This is a genomic window from Stutzerimonas kunmingensis, assembly GCF_014764705.1.
Classification (GTDB): domain Bacteria; phylum Pseudomonadota; class Gammaproteobacteria; order Pseudomonadales; family Pseudomonadaceae; genus Stutzerimonas.
Window position 1 is genome coordinate 21,240 of record NZ_JACXXG010000012.1, and the last position, 15,841, is coordinate 37,080.

Consider the following 15,841-nt stretch of genomic DNA (forward strand, 5'->3'; position numbering starts at 1 on the left):
ACGCCAGCATCATCGGTATGGATAATCGGGCACACATTTATGTGCTGTTTCAGGCAGTTGCTGTGCCTGCAAGGATAAGAATGCCTCCGCTCAGGTGGCTTAAGGGGTCTCGTTCATGGCGCTTGCGCTGATCATCGCTTTGCCATTTCTGGGCATCTTCCTGCCTTTGCTCCTGGAGCGGTTTGGTCGCTCCGCTTGTGCCTTTGGCGCGGGCTTGGCGCCACTGACAGCGCTGATTCTGCTGCTGACCAAACGGGCCGACGTATTTGCCGGCCAAACCGAAATCATCCATTACGAGTGGTTGCCGCAGCTCGGACTCAACCTGAGCCTGCGCCTTGATGGATTGGGCTTCCTCTTCGCCCTGCTGATTCTCGGCATCGGTCTCCTGGTCATTCTCTACGCACGCTATTACCTGTCGAAGAAGGACCCAATGGGGCGATTCTTCGGCTTCTTCCTGTTGTTCATGGGCGCCATGCTCGGCGTGGTGCTGTCCGAGAATCTGCTGCTGATGCTGATGTTCTGGGAGCTGACGAGCCTTTCGTCGTTCCTACTCATTGGTTACTGGAATCACCGCGCCGATGCGCGCCAAGGCGCGCGCATGGCGCTCGCCATCACCGGGGGGGGCGGCCTCGCTCTGCTCGCCGGGATTCTGCTGATTGGCCATATCGTCGGCAGCTTCGAGCTCACAACCGTGCTCGCTTCGGGCGATCTGATCCGTGCCAATGCGCTGTACCCGCTGACCTTGATTCTCGTGTTGCTCGGTGTGTTCACCAAGTCCGCGCAGTTCCCTTTTCACTTCTGGTTGCCACAGGCAATGGCAGCGCCCACGCCGGTATCGGCCTTCCTGCATTCCGCGACGATGGTCAAGGCCGGTGTCTTCCTCCTCGCTCGGCTGTATCCGGCGCTGGCCGAGTCGGAGTGGTGGTTCTACATGGTCAGCGTCACCGGGCTGGCGACATTGCTGCTGGGTGCGGTGATGGCGCTGTTCCAGCACGACCTGAAAGGCCTGCTGGCCTATTCCACCATCAGCCACCTGGGCCTGATTACCTTGCTCTTCGGCCTGGATTCGCGTCTTGCGGCGGTGGCGGCGATCTTTCACATCATCAACCACGCAACCTTCAAGGCTTCGCTGTTCATGGCCGCCGGGATCATCGATCACGAGACGGGCACTCGCGACATGCGCCGCATTAATGGCATGTGGAAGTACATGCCGCATACCGCGGCACTCGCCATGGTGGCGTCGCTGGCGATGGCGGGCGTGCCGTTGCTCAATGGCTTCCTGAGCAAGGAGATGTTCTTCGCCGAGACGCTCGATCAGCACCTGCTCGGTAGCTTCTATTGGACGATTCCTGCGGCAGCGACGCTGGCCGGTGCGTTCTCGGTCGCCTATTCGCTGCGTTTCGTTCACGACGTGTTCTTCAACGGCGAGCCGATCGATCTGCCGAAGTACCCGCCACACGAACCTGCCCGCTACATGAAGATTCCGGTGGAAATCCTCGTGTTGCTCTGCTTGCTGGTGGGGATGCTACCGGCTTTCACCGTAGGCCCATTGTTGGCGGCGGCCGTGTCGGGAACGCTGAATGGCAATGTGCCTGAATACAGCCTGTCGATCTGGCACGGCTTCAACTTGCCGCTAGCCATGAGCTTTGCAGCGCTGATCGGCGGGATAATGATCTACTCGCTGCGCAAGTGGGCGTTCCGCTGGTACGAAGGGTTGCCCACCGTCGATTCGCTGGAGGTGTTCGAACGGGTGATGGGCGGACTGACCCTCGCTGCACGTCACTTCACCTGTCTGCTGGAAAATGGCTCGCTGCAACGCTACATCGCCCTCATGCTGCTCAGTACGCTGGTGCTCGTGGTTTTTGCGTTGACCCCGTTGGAAACGCTGCATGGACCGGTCGCGCTGACGCCGCTTGATGGAATCACCGTGCTGGGCATGGCGATTCTGGCGCTGACTTCGCTGCTGACCGTGCTTTTCCATCGCCGCCGTCTGACCGCGCTGATCGTACTCAGTGTCGTTGGTCTCATGGTCGCGCTCGGGTTTGCCCGTTATTCCGCCCCGGATCTGGCGCTGACCCAGCTTTCGGTAGAGGTGGTGACGATCATCCTGCTGATTCTCGCGCTGTTCTTCATGCCCGACCGTACGCCGGCCGAGTCGAGCAGCCTGCGTGCCTTCCGCGATTTCGTTCTTGCGGGCGGCAGCGGCACCATGGTCGCGCTGCTTGCCTACACCGTGCTGACCCGGCCCTATGACAGCATCGCGTCGTACTTCCTCGAGAACAGTGTTTCCGGCGGCGGCGGCAAGAACGTCGTGAATGTGATCCTGGTGGACTTCCGTGGGTTCGATACCCTGGGCGAGATCGCAGTGCTGGCGATCGCCGGCGTAGGCATCTATGCGCTACTCAAAGGCCTGCGCCTGCCGCACCCGGTTCGCGACTATGGCGGGCGACTCTGGTCGGTTGACCGGCACCCCATGGTTCTGGATGCACTTGCCCGCGCGCTGCTACCGATGGCGCTGCTGATTTCCGCCTTCATCTTCCTGCGCGGGCACAACCTGCCGGGTGGCGGATTCATTGCCGGTCTCATCACCGCGGTGGCACTGATTCTCCAATACATCGCGCATGGCGTGAGCTGGGCACAGGCGCGGCAACCGATCAGCTATCACGCACTCTGCGGCGCAGGCCTGCTTATTGCGGGGCTGACGGGGCTGGGCAGCTGGGCGTTCGGCTACGCGTTCCTGACGTCGTCATTCGGGTATTTCCATCTGCCTCTCGTCGGAGAGTTCGAGCTGGCGACTGCAATGCTCTTCGATCTGGGGGTTTATCTAGTGGTTGTCGGCGCGACATTGCTGATTCTTTCCAACATCGGCCAGGTCAGCCAGGACGATTCCAACAGGGAGGTGCTGTAGTGGAAGCGCTGTTCGCGATCACGCTGGGAATCATGACGGCCAGTGGCGTCTATCTGCTCCTGCGTGCCCGGATCTTTCCGGTGGTGATGGGGCTGACGCTGATTTCCTATGCGGTCAACCTGTTCATCTTTTCCATGGGCCGGCTGGCGACCGGCGTTCCGGCGGTGATAGGCAAGAGCGCGGAGTATGGCGATCCGCTGCCGCAGGCGCTGGTGCTTACGGCCATTGTCATCGGCTTCGCCATGACCGCCTTCGTGGTGGTGCTGGCGTTGCGCAGCATCGGAGAGCTGCGTACCGATCACGTCGATGGTGAGGAGCCGCGCAAATGAATCATGCGTTGATTCTCCCGCTGCTGCTGCCGTTGTTCATGGGGGCGCTGTTGCTGTTCGCTCATCGCGCGAACAAGTCGACCAAGCGCGTGCTTTCACTGGCGGCAACCTGGACCCTGGTCCCGATTGCGATCTGGCTGGTGCTGCTTGCCGATGATGGCCAGCTGCGTATCTATGCGCTGGGTAGCTGGCAGCCGCCATTCGGCATCATTCTCATGCTGGACCGGTTGAGCGCGCTGATGCTGCTGGTGACGGCGGTGCTGGCTGGTTTCGCAGCGCTTTATGCCTGCCGTGGTGATGATGAGCGCGGGCCCAACTTTCACGCCCTCTATCAGTTCCAGCTGCTCGGCATCAATGGTGCCTTCCTGACCGGCGACCTGTTCAACCTGTTCGTGTTCTTCGAGATCCTGTTGATCTCTTCGTATGCCTTGCTGCTGCACGGCCATGGTCAGCGCAGGGTGCGCTCGGGTATGCACTATGTTGTGCTGAATCTGCTCGGCTCCTCGCTGTTTCTGATCGGCGTGAGCATGCTCTACGGGCTGCTGGGCACCCTGAACATGGTCGACATGGCTGCCCGTGTGAGCGCGGCCGATCCGGCCGATGCGCCGCTGCTGGCGGCCGCCGGGTATCTGCTGCTGGTGGTGTTCGCGCTCAAGGGCGCAATCCTGCCGCTGTACTTCTGGTTGCCGCGGGCTTATGCATCAGCCACCGCGCCGGTCGCTGCGCTATTCGCGATCATGACCAAGGTCGGTCTGTACGCGATCATTCGTGTGTTCACCCTTGTCTTCGGCAGCGAAGCGGGCGAGTTGAGCGGCATGGTCGATGTCTGGCTCTGGCCGCTAGCTCTGCTGACGCTCGGTGCGGCTGTGATAGGCGCATTGGCCGCTCGCAGCCTGCAGGTGCTGCTGGCCTATCTGGTGGTCGTGTCGGTGGGCACGCTTCTGGCGGGTATTGCGCTCGGCAGCGAGGCAGGGCTTGCTGCGGCACTTTATTACCTGGTCCACAGCACGCTGGTTGCGGGCGGCTTGTTCCTGCTCGCCGATCTGATAGCTCGTCAGCGCGGAGACCTGGGGACCGATCTGATTTCGGCGCCTGCGCTGCGTCAGCCGCTGCTGCTTGGCACGCTGTTCTTCATGGGCGCCATCTCCGTGGCCGGTTTGCCTCCGTTCTCCGGCTTTCTCGGCAAGGTGATGCTGCTGCGCGCCATCGAGCTTGGCGCAGACGCTATCGCGCTGTGGGCCGTGGTGTTGGTCGGGGGGTTGGGCATGCTGATTTCACTGAGCCGAGCCGGCAGCCTGGTGTTCTGGCGTCCCAGTGCCGAGGCGGTGGGGCAGCCTGCCGATGCCATTCGGGTTCTGGCGACGGTCGGCCTGCTGCTTGGTAGTGTGATGCTGGTTGTCGCCGCCGGCCCGCTGCAGGCGTTCGTTCAGGCCACTGCTGCGCAGCTGCTGGATGTTGCGCCTTATCTGCAGATCCTTCAGGGAGGTGCGGCATGAAAGCGCGCTGGTTACCTAATCCCGCCCTGACCTTGATGCTGGCCATTCTCTGGCTGCTGCTCAACAACAGGCTGAGCTTCGGGCAGTTCTTGCTCGGTCTGTTTCTTGGTTGGGCGATTCCACTTCTGGTTCGGGGGTTTCTCGTCGAGGTGCCGCGCATACGCAAGCCGCTGCGGCTGTGCGTGTTCTCGCTCAAGGTGCTCTACGACATCGTCGTGGCCAATGTGCACGTTGCCAAGCTGGTGCTGGGACCGAAGAAGAACCTGCGTCCTGCGTTCATTGAGGTGCCCATGGCCATCGAGAACGAGTTCGTCCTGTCCACCCTGACCAGCATCATCTCGCTGACGCCTGGGACGGTGTCAGCCTGTCTGAGTGAGGATCGCCAGATGCTGATGGTGCATGCGCTGGACGTGCCTGATGTCGATGCGCTAATCGCTGACGTCAAGCGTAACTATGAAGCGCCACTGCTGGAGATCTTCGAATGCTCGCCTACGTGATTCCGTTCTGTATGGCCGTTTTGGGGCTGGCGGCGGTGTTGAATGTCGTTCGTCTGGTCCAGGGGCCGGACATGCCCGACCGAGTGCTCGCGCTCGATACGCTGTACATCAACGCGCTCGCGCTTATCGTGCTGTTCGGCATCTGGCTCGCCTCCGACCTGTTCTTCGAGGCTGCACTGCTGATTGCCGTGATGGGTTTCGTCAGTACCGTGGCAGTCGGTAAGCACCTGCTGCACGGCGACATCATTGATTGAGGGAAACGACATGCCATTCTGGATCGAAGTGCTGGTAAGCGTGTTCCTTATTATCGGCAGTCTGTTCGCGCTGATCGGTGCGATCGGCCTCTACCGGCTGCCGGATTTCTACACGCGCCTGCATGGCCCGACCAAGGCGACGACGCTGGGTGTTGGCGGTATCGTGATTGCGTCGATGATCTTCTTCAGCAGCCAGAACGATGGCTTGAGCCTGCACGAGCTGCTGATCACGCTGTTTCTCTTCCTCACTGCGCCGGTCAGTGCGCACATGCTGGCTAAGGCTGCAATGCAGCAGAAACTGCCAGCTGTCGAACAAACGCGGGGTCAGCCCTGGGATTGAGCCTGCCTCCTACCTGTCTTGCGGCGCCAGGTAGGTGAGCAGGCGAGGCCATCTCAGATCAGGATGCTGCTCGGTGAGGGTTGCTGTTCGTTCTCCTGCTGCAGCTCCTTGACGAGCGCCTGTTGCAGGCGCAGGCAGAACTGCGGGTCGGACAGCGGCTGGTTGTCTGCGTCGGTGACGAAGAATACGTCCTCCACGCGTTCGCCCAAGGTCGCGATCTTGGCGTTCTGCACCGATAGATCGAAATCGAGGAACAGCTGGCCCACCCGCGCCAACAGCCCGGGCCGGTCCGGTGCAATGATTTCCAGAATGGTCTGCGGCCGCTGTGTGTCGTTGTGGATGGTGACCTGCGGCGGGAAGGCGAAGTGCTTGAGTTGCCGTGGGACACGGCGCTGGATGATGGTCAGGTAGTCGTCCGGGTTGCGCAGGGCGGCGATCAGGCCGCTGCGAATCTCCTCGATCCGCTTCGGATTATTGCCGATCGGGCTGCCGTCGGCGTCCAGCACGATGTAGGTGTCCAGCGTGAACTGGCTGCTCGACGTCAGAATGCGTGCGTCATGGATGTTCAGGTTGAGCTGATCCATGGCCGCCACGGTCACGGCGAAGAAGTCATGCTGGTCCGGTGCGTAGATGAATATCTGCGTGCCGCCTTCGAATTCGCGCTGTGTGGTTTCCTTGATCAGGACGAGCGGCCCACCGTTGGCAGGGTGCTCGATGATCGCGTCGGTATGCCAGGCCACATCGGTGGCTGTATGCCGGAGGAAATAGTCGTCCCCCAGCTGCGCCCAGAGCTGCTCAGCATCGTCCGGATCGGTACCTTGGCGGACCAAGTCATCCAGCGCGGCACGTTGGGTCTGGCGAATCTGCTCTTCGCGCCCCAGCGGGTTTTCCAGCCCGCGTTTCAGGGCTCGCTTGGTTTCGGTATAGAGCTGACGCAGCAGGCTCGCACGCCAGGAATTCCACAGGGTCGGGTTGGTGGCGTTGATGTCGGCCACGGTCAGGACGTAGAGATAGTCCAGGTGCGTCTCGTCGCCGACCAGTTGGGCGAAATCATTGATCACCTGAGGGTCGGACAGATCCTTGCGCTGCGCTGTGGTGGACATGACCAGATGGTTTTCCACCAGCCAGACCACCAGTCGGGTATCCCACGCCGGCAGCTTGTGACGACTGCAGAATTGCTCGGCATCCACCGCGCCGAGCTCCGAATGGTCGCCGCCACGGCCCTTGGCAATGTCGTGATAGAGCCCGGCAATGTAGATCAGCTCTGGTTTGGGCAGCCTTTCGACCAGCTTGCTGGCCAGCGGGTACTTCTCGGCGACGCCCGGCTTGGTCAGTTTGCGCAGGTACTTGATGACATTGAGCGTGTGCGCGTCGACGGTGTAGATGTGGAACAGGTCGTGCTGCATCTGCCCGACGATGTGGCCGAACTCCGGCAGATAGCGGCCCAGGATGCCGTAGCGGTTCATTCGGCGAAGGTTGCGGTGAATACCTTCCTTGCACTTGAACAGCTCGATGAACAGGCTGGTGTTGCGAAGATCCTGGCGAAAGATGTCATCGATCAGGTAGCGGTGATCGCGGAGCAGGCGAATGGTGTCCGAGCGGACTCCCTGGATGTCGGGATGCTGGGCGAGCAGCACGAAGGTTTCCAGGATCGCGAAAGGGGTGCGTTTGAAGATAGCTGCGTTGCTCACCTCAAGGTAGCCGTCGCGTACCTGAAATCGGCTGTTTAGCGGCACGATCGGGCCTGACTCGCCTTCCCAGAGAATCACTTCGGCGAAGTGCTGACCGACAAGATCGCTGAGTTCGGCAATGCTCATGACGATCCGGTAGTACTTCTGCATGAAGCGCTCGATCGCCAGCTTGGCATCATTGTCTTCATAGCCCAGCAGCGCGGCCAAACTGCGCTGATGGTCAAACAGCAGGCGATCCTCGGCGCGACCGGCAAGCATGTGCAGGCCGTAGCGCACCTTCCAGAGAAACTCCTGGGCGGAGGTCAGCAGGCTGTGTTCACCCTCGGTAAGAAAGCCCTGATCGACCATCGCCTGCAGATTGAGCGTGCCGAACTCGCGACGGGCGATCCAGAGGATGGTCTGGATGTCGCGCAAGCCGCCGGGGGAGCCTTTTACATTGGGCTCCAGGTTGTACTCGGTGTTGTTGTACTTGGCGTGTCGTGCGCGCTGCTCGTTGCGCTTGGCGAGGAAGAATTCCTTGCTAGGCCACATCTGTTGGGTACTGGTGACCCGCAGCATGGCCTGGCGCAGGCGCTCCGGGCCGGCGATCGTCCGGCTTTCCATGAGGTTGGTGATGACCGTGAGATCAGCGCGCGCTTCGTCGGCGCATTCGGCAACGGAGCGCACGGCCTGCCCGACTTCCAGGCCGATATCCCAGAGCAGGGTCAGAAAGCCCTCGATCGAGTCGCGAAAGATTTCCTGGTCGTTGGCGTCGAGCAGAATGAGCAGGTCGATATCGGAGTAGGGGTGCAGTTCACCTCGGCCGTAGCCACCCACGGCGACGAGCGCGATATCTGCGCCATTGTTCCAGTCGAAGCGATCCCAGGCCGAGCGCAGAATCTGATCGACGAACCAGGCGCGATCCTGAATCAGGCGACGGATGTCCCGACCTGCCTTGAACCGCTCGTCCAGTACCTGCCGCGCCTGGCGTATGGCCTTCTTGTACGCAGCGATGGGGCTGGCCTTCAGAGCCAGCTCCGCCTGAAACTGGCTGCGGTCAAACAGCTCCGGGTCAACCTGGGGCATGCGAACGTCCTCCCGTGGGGGCTGCGGCTGTGAAATCTCAGGCAGAGGTGCGAGCGATGGTGTCGTCGCTGCGCAGAGTGAAGATCTCGTAGCCGTCGGCGGTCACCAGGATGGTGTGTTCCCATTGCGCCGACAGCTTGCGATCCTTGGTGATCGCGGTCCAGCCATCACCAAGCAGTCGGGTTTCCGAGCGACCCTGGTTGATCATCGGCTCGATGGTGAAGGTCATGCCTTCCTTGAGCTCCATGCCGGTGCCGGCTCGGCCGTAATGCAGAACCTGCGGCTCCTCATGGAAGACCTTGCCGATGCCGTGGCCACAGTATTCGCGGACCACGGAGAACCCATTCTTCTCGGCATGTTTCTGGATGACTTCACCGATGTCCCCGAGTCGTGCGCCCGGGCGAACCAGCTCGATGCCTTTATAGAGGCATTCCTGAGTGACCTGGCAGAGGCGATCGGCCCACTCGGGCACCTTGCCGACCATGAACATCTTGCTGGTGTCGCCGTGATAGCCGTCCTTGATCACAGTGATATCGATGTTGAGGATGTCGCCGTCTTTCAGCGGCTTGTCGTTCGGGATGCCGTGGCAGACAACGTGGTTGATCGAGGTGCAGATCGATTTGGGAAAGCCCTTGTAGTTCAGCGGAGCGGGAATGGCCTGCTGAACGTTGACGATATGCTCGTGGCAAAGGCGGTCGAGTTCCTCGGTGGTGACGCCTGGCTTGACGTGCTCGCCGATCATCTCGAGAACTTCGGCGGCGAGGCGCCCGGCAATGCGCATCTTCTCGATATCTTCGGGCGTCTTGATGGTGACAGTCATGCAAACCTCTTGTATGCCCGCAGGCGAAGGCAATAACGGAAAGTCGCGATGATAAACCAAAGCGCCTGCGGCCTGCAGGTCAGGGCTGATTGCACCGCTGAGCCTGTTGTGGAGAGTTCAAAGCAGTAGCCTCTCGATGGTCGTTGTGCTATAAAACGCGCCGCTCAGCGGGGTAGACCCCGTCGGGCCTAACCCCACACACGTGTCGACACGGTATCCTGGGTGCTCGCAAGAGTTGGATATCGGGACGCGTGGAGGCCTAACCCGACTTATTCGAGGACTGATCATGTCTCAAGTCACTATGCGCGATATGCTGAAGGCCGGTGTGCACTTCGGCCACCAGACCCGTTACTGGAATCCGAAAATGGATAAATACATTTTCGGCGCGCGCAACAAGATCCATATCATCAATCTGGAAAAAACCCTGCCGATGTTCAACGACGCGCTGCGTTTCGTTGAGAAGCTGGCTGCAGGCAAGAACAAGATTCTGTTCGTTGGCACCAAGCGTTCCGCCGGCAAGATCGTTCGCGAAGAAGCTGCTCGTTGTGGCTCGCCGTACGTCGATCATCGCTGGTTGGGTGGCATGCTGACCAACTACAAGACCATCCGCGCCTCCATCAAGCGTCTGCGTGAGCTGGAAGGGCAGTCTCAGGACGGTACTTTCGAGAAGCTGACCAAGAAAGAAGCTCTGATGCGCACCCGTGATCTCGAGAAGCTCGAGCGCAGCCTGGGTGGTATCAAGGATATGGGCGGCCTGCCGGACGCCATGTTCGTCGTCGACGTCGATCACGAGCGCATCGCTATCTCCGAAGCCAACAAGCTGGGTATCCCGGTCATCGGCATCGTCGATACCAACAGCAGCCCGGAAGGCGTTGACTACATCATTCCCGGTAATGATGACGCCATCCGTGCCGTGCAACTCTACCTCGGCTCCATGGCTGACGCTGTTCTGCGCGGTCGCCAGAACGGTGCCGGTGGCGCTGACGAGTTCGTCGAGGAAGTTGCTTCCGAAGCGGCTCAGGGCTGAGTGCGGCGCACTGCAGCGTGACACCCGATGAACAAAAAGGGGGCTAGGCCCCCTTTTTGTCTCTTGCGAATTGATCACCCGTGTATTGGGTGAGTGGTTTAGAAACCAAATCGAGAGGATTCCCAACATGGCAGAAATCACTGCAGCCTTGGTCAAAGAACTGCGCGAGCGTACCGGTCAGGGCATGATGGAGTGCAAGAAGGCTCTGGTCGCCGCTGGTGGTGACATCGAAAAGGCGATTGACGACATGCGTGCCTCGGGCGCCATCAAGGCCGCCAAGAAGTCGGGCAACATCGCTGCCGAGGGCTCGATCGCCGTTCGCGTCGAGGGTGGCCGTGGTCTGATCATCGAAGTCAACTCGCAGACTGACTTCCTGGCTCTGCAGGATGACTTTAAGGCATTCGTCAAGGAAAGCCTGGACGAGGCCTTCGAGCAGAAGCTGACCGATGTGGCCCCGCTGATCGCTTCTCGTGAATCCGCGCGCGAAGCGCTGGTCGCCAAGTGCGGCGAGAACGTCAACATCCGTCGCCTGACCGCAGTGGAAGGTGAAGTGGTTGGTGCTTATCTGCACGGTCACCGCATCGGTGTGCTGGTCACCCTGAAGGGTGGCGATGCCGAGCTGGCCAAGGATATCGCCATGCACGTGGCTGCCAGCAATCCTGCGGTTCTGAGCCCGGCTGATGTTTCCGAAGAGCTGGTTGCCAAGGAAAAGGAAATCTTCCTGCAGCTCAATGCCGACAAGATCGCCGGCAAGCCGGAAAACATCGTAGAGAACATGGTCAAGGGCCGTATCAACAAGTTCCTGGCCGAAGCCAGCCTGGTTGAGCAGGCGTTCGTCAAGAACCCGGAAATCAAGGTTGGTGAGCTCGCCAAGAAAGCTGGTGCCGAAATCGTATCCTTTGTTCGCTACGAAGTAGGCGAGGGCATCGAGAAGGCCGAAGTCGACTTTGCTGCTGAAGTTGCTGCTCAGGTCGCTGCGACCAAGAAATAAGGCCGCTTCGGTGGTTCTGGCAAAGAGGCTGCCCGCTCACGCGCGCGGCCTCTTTGTCGAATTGGGCAGCGGAATTGTTTTTTTGTCACGATATAGTCATCGCCTGGCACCAACCCCGGGTTGAGCTGTCAAAGCGCAGATATTTTTTGGTCTGAGTCATTCAGACTTGATCACAGCACGCCGCAGGAGATAACACGCCAATGGCTCAGCAGATGAGTGCACGCAATCCTCGCTATAAACGCATTCTGCTCAAATTGAGCGGCGAGGCCCTGATGGGCTCCGAAGACTTTGGCATAGATCCCAAGGTCCTTGACCGTATGGCTCTGGAAGTCGGCCAGTTGGTGGGCATCGGCGTCGAGGTCGGACTAGTCATCGGTGGTGGCAACCTCTTTCGCGGTGCTGCGCTCTCGGCGGCCGGTATGGATCGCGTCACCGGCGACCATATGGGTATGCTGGCCACCGTGATGAACGCGCTGGCCATGCGCGACGCGCTTGAGCGTTCGAACATCCCGGCGCTGGTCATGTCTGCCATTTCCATGGTCGGCGTGACTGATCACTATGACCGTCGCAAGGCGATGCGTCATTTGAAGACCGGCGAGGTGGTTATTTTCTCCGCCGGTACCGGCAATCCATTCTTCACCACCGACTCGGCCGCCTGTCTGCGTGCGATCGAGATCCAGGCGGATGTCGTGCTCAAGGCCACCAAGGTCGATGGTGTTTACACCGCAGATCCGTTCAAGGATCCGAATGCGGAGAAATTTGCCGAGCTCACGTACGACGAAGTGCTGGATCGCAAGCTTGGCGTGATGGATCTGACAGCCATCTGTCTGTGCCGTGACCACAACATGCCGCTGCGGGTCTTCAACATGAACAAGCCCGGCGCCCTGCTCAACATCGTGCTAGGTGGCGCTGAAGGAACCCTGATCGAGGAATCGAAAGAATGATCAACGAGATCAAGCAAGACGCGCAGGAGCGCATGAAGAAAACCCTGGAATCGCTGGACCATGCATTCGCCAAGATCCGTACCGGCCGTGCGCATCCCAGTATTCTCGATAGCGTTATGGTCTCCTATTACGGTTCCGACACTCCGCTGCGTCAGGTTGCCAACGTAATCGCCGAAGACTCCCGCACTCTGGCATTGACAGTGTTCGACAAGAGCATGATCCAGGCGGTAGAGAAGGCGATCATGACCTCGGACCTGGGTCTGAATCCGGCCACCGCTGGCACCACGATTCGTGTGCCGATGCCCGCGCTGACCGAGGAGACCCGTAAGGGCTACACCAAGCAGGCCCGCGCAGAGGCCGAGAACGCCCGAGTCGCAGTGCGCAACATCCGCCGTGATGCGATCGCGCAGCTGAAGGACCTGGTCAAGGAAAAGGAAATCAGTGAGGACGAGGAACGTCGTGGCCAGGATGACGTCCAGAAGCTAACCGACAAGTACGTTGCCGAGATCGACAAGGCCCTCGAAGCCAAAGAAGGCGACCTGATGGCCGTATAAGGCCGGCATCGAATCGCTGCTGTCGTGTCCTGAATCGGGGGACCGGTTCGTGATGCGACAGTGCAGATGCCCCAGAGCTGTTGCTTGCAGCTTTTTCTTTTGGTTCGCAGCGTGTTTTAGCGCAAGTAGAGTTGTTCATGGAAAAGGTCAGGCAGATCGCCGGGCGGAATGTACCCCGTCACGTGGCGATCATCATGGATGGCAACAATCGCTGGGCGAAGAGGCGTTTGCTGCCCGGTGTGGCCGGGCATAAAGCCGGTGTCGACGCGGTTCGCGCCGTGATTGAGGTCTGCGCCGATTCCGGCGTCGAGGTGCTGACACTGTTTGCGTTCTCCAGCGAGAACTGGCAGCGCCCGGCAGATGAAGTCGGTGCGCTGATGGAACTGTTCCTGTCGGCGTTGCGGCGTGAGGCGCGCAAGCTCGATGAGAACGGCATTCGCCTGCGCATCATCGGGGATCGTGCCCGTTTCCATCCCGAATTGCAGGCCGCGATGCTGGAGGTGGAAGAGATGACTTCCGCCAATCATCGTTTCGTCCTCCAGGTTGCCGCCAATTACGGTGGGCAGTGGGACATTCTTCAGGCGGCTCAGCACTTGGCTGCCGAGGCGCAGTCCGGGCGTCTGAATCCGGCGGAAATTACGCCTGCTCTGTTTCAGAGCTATCTGGCGACCGGCGACATGCCGTTGCCCGATCTGTGCATTCGCACCGGCGGTGAGCGGCGCATCAGCAATTTCCTGCTTTGGCAGCTCGCCTATGCGGAACTGTATTTTTCCGATCTTTATTGGCCCGACTTCAAGCACGTTGCCATGCGCAAGGCGCTCGCCGATTTCGCCACTCGACAGCGGCGATTTGGCAAAACGGGCGAACAGGTCGAAAGCGAGGTCAAGGCCGAATGCTGAAGCAGCGCATCATCACCGCCGCCATCCTTCTGCCCGTCGCGATCATTGGGTTCTTTCTCCTTCATGGACTCGCTTTCGCCATCTTCATTGGGCTGGTCGTTGCGCTAGGTGCCTGGGAGTGGGCCCGGTTGGCTGGATTCGCGGGCCAGCCGGTGAGAATCGCTTATGCGGCGCTGGTCGTGGTGCTGCTTGCCGTGCTGTATCAACTTCCGGCACTGGCCCCCTGGCTGTTGGCGCTCGCCGTGCTCTGGTGGCCGGCAGCAACCTATCTGGTGTTGACCTATCCGCAGAGCAGTCGTCTCTGGGGTGGCTCCGCTGGCAGTCTGGTGATCGGTCTGGCGATTCTGCTTCCGTCGTGGCAGGCGCTGGTCGTGCTCAAGCAATGGCCATTGGGTAACTGGTTGATCCTTGCCGTGATGATTCTGGTCTGGGCTGCGGATATCGGGGCGTATTTCTCCGGCAAGACGTTCGGCAAGCGCAAGCTTGCACCGCAGGTCAGTCCTGGCAAGAGCTGGGAGGGGCTGATAGGTGGCCTGTTGACCAGTCTGCTGATCACGCTGGCGGTCGGCATTTACCGCGGCTGGTCGGTGCGAGAGCTGGTGCTAGCGCTGCTGGGTGCAGCGGTGGTGGTGTTGATCTCGGTGATCGGTGACCTCACCGAGAGCATGTTCAAGCGTAGCTCGGGCATCAAGGACAGCAGTCAGCTGCTGCCCGGGCATGGCGGTGTAATGGATCGCATAGACAGTCTTACCGCGGCCATTCCGATCTTTGCGGTGCTTCTTTGGCTTGCTGGCTGGGGCGTGCTGTGACGCGACCTCTACAGATAACCGTGCTGGGGGCGACCGGTTCGATCGGACTTAGCACATTGGATGTCATCGCTCGTCATCCCGATCGCTATAGCGTATTTGCGCTGACCGGCTTCAGCCGGCTCGCCGACCTGCGTTCGCTCTGCCTCAAGCATCGTCCGAGCTACGCAGTGGTCGGTGATGAAGCGCAAGCCGGCGTGCTGCAGGGGCAGTTGCAGTCCGATGGCGTTGCCACCCGAGTGCTTAGCGGCGAGGGCGGTCTGAGCGAGGTGGCGGGCCATCCCGAGGTCGATGTCGTGATGGCTGCAATCGTCGGTGCCGCTGGGCTGAAGCCGACTCTCGCCGCCGTGCAGGCAGGCAAGCGAGTGTTGCTGGCGAACAAGGAAGCGTTGGTGATGTCCGGCGCGTTGTTCATGCAGGCACTGCACGATAGCGATGCGGTGTTGCTGCCGATCGATAGCGAACACAACGCGATTTTTCAATGCTTGCCATCCGATTATGCCCGTGGGCTTGGTGCTGTCGGTGTGCGGCGGATATTGCTCACCGCTTCTGGCGGGCCGTTTCGAGATATTGCGCCGCAGCTTCTGGCGGATGTGTCGCCGGAGCAGGCCTGCGCTCATCCCAACTGGTCGATGGGGCGCAAGATTTCCGTGGATTCGGCCAGCATGATGAACAAGGGGCTTGAGCTGATCGAGGCCTGTTGGTTGTTCAACGCGCGACCAGATCAGGTCGAGGTGGTGATTCACCCGCAAAGCGTTATCCACTCTATGGTGGACTACGTGGATGGTTCGGTGCTCGCGCAACTCGGCAATCCCGACATGCGTACGCCGATTGCGCATGCGCTGGCATGGCCGGAGCGAATCGATTCCGGTGTGTCGGCGCTGGATCTGTTGCAGGTTGGGCGACTGGATTTCCAGGCGCCGGACAACCTGCGCTTCCCTTGTCTGCGGCTTGCTCGCCTGGCCGCGGAGACCGGTGGTACGGCGCCGGCGATGCTCAATGCCGCGAACGAAGTGGCGGTTGACGCCTTTCTCAATCGACGCATCCGCTTCACCGAGATCGCGAGTATCATCGACGACGTGTTGAATCGAGAGGCATCGGTTCCGACTGTCTGCCTTGAAGATGTACTGGCAGCTGACAACCAGGCTCGTGAAACTGCCGGCCTCTGGTTGAGCTGCCGCGGGCGATAGGGTCTGCCGGCCTCGCGGCTTGCAGCGAAA

15 protein-coding genes are annotated in these 15,841 nt (G+C 60.3%); 13 read left to right on the top strand and 2 right to left on the bottom strand.

Annotated elements, in window-relative coordinates:
- Positions 1-115 precede the first annotated feature (115 nt).
- From IEG05_RS11390 to IEG05_RS11415, 6 genes are read left to right on the top strand one after another with little or no spacing between them, the layout of a single operon-like run.
- Positions 116-2,908, top strand: coding sequence for a monovalent cation/H+ antiporter subunit A (locus IEG05_RS11390; protein ID WP_046621298.1), 2,793 nt, complete (start codon positions 116-118; stop codon positions 2,906-2,908).
- On the top strand, positions 2,908-3,237 hold the full coding sequence (locus IEG05_RS11395; protein WP_003299385.1) for a Na+/H+ antiporter subunit C: 330 nt from the start codon (positions 2,908-2,910) through the stop codon (positions 3,235-3,237). The genes IEG05_RS11390 and IEG05_RS11395 overlap by 1 nt, the downstream gene beginning before the upstream one ends.
- Positions 3,234-4,733, top strand: a complete 1,500-nt coding sequence (locus tag IEG05_RS11400) for a monovalent cation/H+ antiporter subunit D (RefSeq protein ID WP_046621297.1) — start codon at positions 3,234-3,236, stop codon at positions 4,731-4,733. Before IEG05_RS11395 ends, IEG05_RS11400 begins: the two co-directional genes overlap by 4 nt.
- Positions 4,730-5,230: a Na+/H+ antiporter subunit E gene (locus IEG05_RS11405; protein ID WP_046621294.1), complete on the top strand. Its 501-nt coding sequence runs from the start codon at positions 4,730-4,732 to the stop codon at positions 5,228-5,230. Before IEG05_RS11400 ends, IEG05_RS11405 begins: the two co-directional genes overlap by 4 nt.
- Positions 5,215-5,484, top strand: coding sequence for a K+/H+ antiporter subunit F (locus tag IEG05_RS11410; protein WP_003299380.1), 270 nt, complete (start codon positions 5,215-5,217; stop codon positions 5,482-5,484). The genes IEG05_RS11405 and IEG05_RS11410 overlap by 16 nt, the downstream gene beginning before the upstream one ends.
- A gap of 10 nt (positions 5,485-5,494) precedes the next feature.
- A complete protein-coding gene (locus IEG05_RS11415; protein ID WP_003299378.1) occupies positions 5,495-5,824 on the top strand; it encodes a Na+/H+ antiporter subunit G in 330 nt (109 codons plus the stop codon).
- Positions 5,825-5,877: 53 nt separating this feature from the next.
- Here IEG05_RS11415 and IEG05_RS11420 read toward each other — a convergent pair whose 3' ends face one another.
- Together IEG05_RS11420 and map are read right to left on the bottom strand one after the other, a co-directional pair.
- Positions 5,878-8,580, bottom strand: coding sequence for a [protein-PII] uridylyltransferase (locus IEG05_RS11420; RefSeq protein WP_046621289.1), 2,703 nt, complete (start codon positions 8,578-8,580; stop codon positions 5,878-5,880).
- Positions 8,581-8,617: 37 nt separating this feature from the next.
- Entirely contained in the window at positions 8,618-9,400 is a 783-nt protein-coding gene (gene map / locus IEG05_RS11425; RefSeq protein ID WP_014819901.1) for a type I methionyl aminopeptidase, read from the bottom strand.
- Positions 9,401-9,686: 286 nt separating this feature from the next.
- Here map and rpsB point away from each other — a divergent pair, with 286 nt between their 5' ends.
- The 7 genes from rpsB to ispC all read left to right on the top strand — a co-directional run bounded on the left by rpsB (position 9,687) and on the right by ispC (position 15,811).
- Positions 9,687-10,427 carry a 30S ribosomal protein S2 gene (gene rpsB, locus IEG05_RS11430; RefSeq protein ID WP_014819902.1) on the top strand — a complete coding sequence of 247 codons (741 nt, stop codon included), beginning with the start codon at positions 9,687-9,689 and terminating at the stop codon, positions 10,425-10,427.
- Between the two features lie 127 nt (positions 10,428-10,554).
- Positions 10,555-11,418, top strand: a complete 864-nt coding sequence (gene tsf, locus IEG05_RS11435; RefSeq protein WP_014819903.1) for a translation elongation factor Ts — start codon at positions 10,555-10,557, stop codon at positions 11,416-11,418.
- 200 nt (positions 11,419-11,618) lie between these two features.
- Positions 11,619-12,362 carry a UMP kinase gene (pyrH, locus tag IEG05_RS11440; protein WP_014819904.1) on the top strand — a complete coding sequence of 248 codons (744 nt, stop codon included), beginning with the start codon at positions 11,619-11,621 and terminating at the stop codon, positions 12,360-12,362.
- Positions 12,359-12,916 carry a ribosome recycling factor gene (gene frr / locus IEG05_RS11445; protein ID WP_014819905.1) on the top strand — a complete coding sequence of 186 codons (558 nt, stop codon included), beginning with the start codon at positions 12,359-12,361 and terminating at the stop codon, positions 12,914-12,916. The genes pyrH and frr overlap by 4 nt, the downstream gene beginning before the upstream one ends.
- A 137-nt stretch (positions 12,917-13,053) precedes the next feature.
- Positions 13,054-13,815, top strand: a complete 762-nt coding sequence (uppS, locus tag IEG05_RS11450; RefSeq protein ID WP_014819906.1) for a polyprenyl diphosphate synthase — start codon at positions 13,054-13,056, stop codon at positions 13,813-13,815.
- Positions 13,809-14,624, top strand: coding sequence for a phosphatidate cytidylyltransferase (locus IEG05_RS11455; RefSeq protein ID WP_046621283.1), 816 nt, complete (start codon positions 13,809-13,811; stop codon positions 14,622-14,624). The genes uppS and IEG05_RS11455 overlap by 7 nt, the downstream gene beginning before the upstream one ends.
- Positions 14,621-15,811, top strand: a complete 1,191-nt coding sequence (ispC, locus tag IEG05_RS11460; RefSeq protein WP_046621282.1) for a 1-deoxy-D-xylulose-5-phosphate reductoisomerase — start codon at positions 14,621-14,623, stop codon at positions 15,809-15,811. Before IEG05_RS11455 ends, ispC begins: the two co-directional genes overlap by 4 nt.
- Positions 15,812-15,841 lie beyond the last annotated feature (30 nt).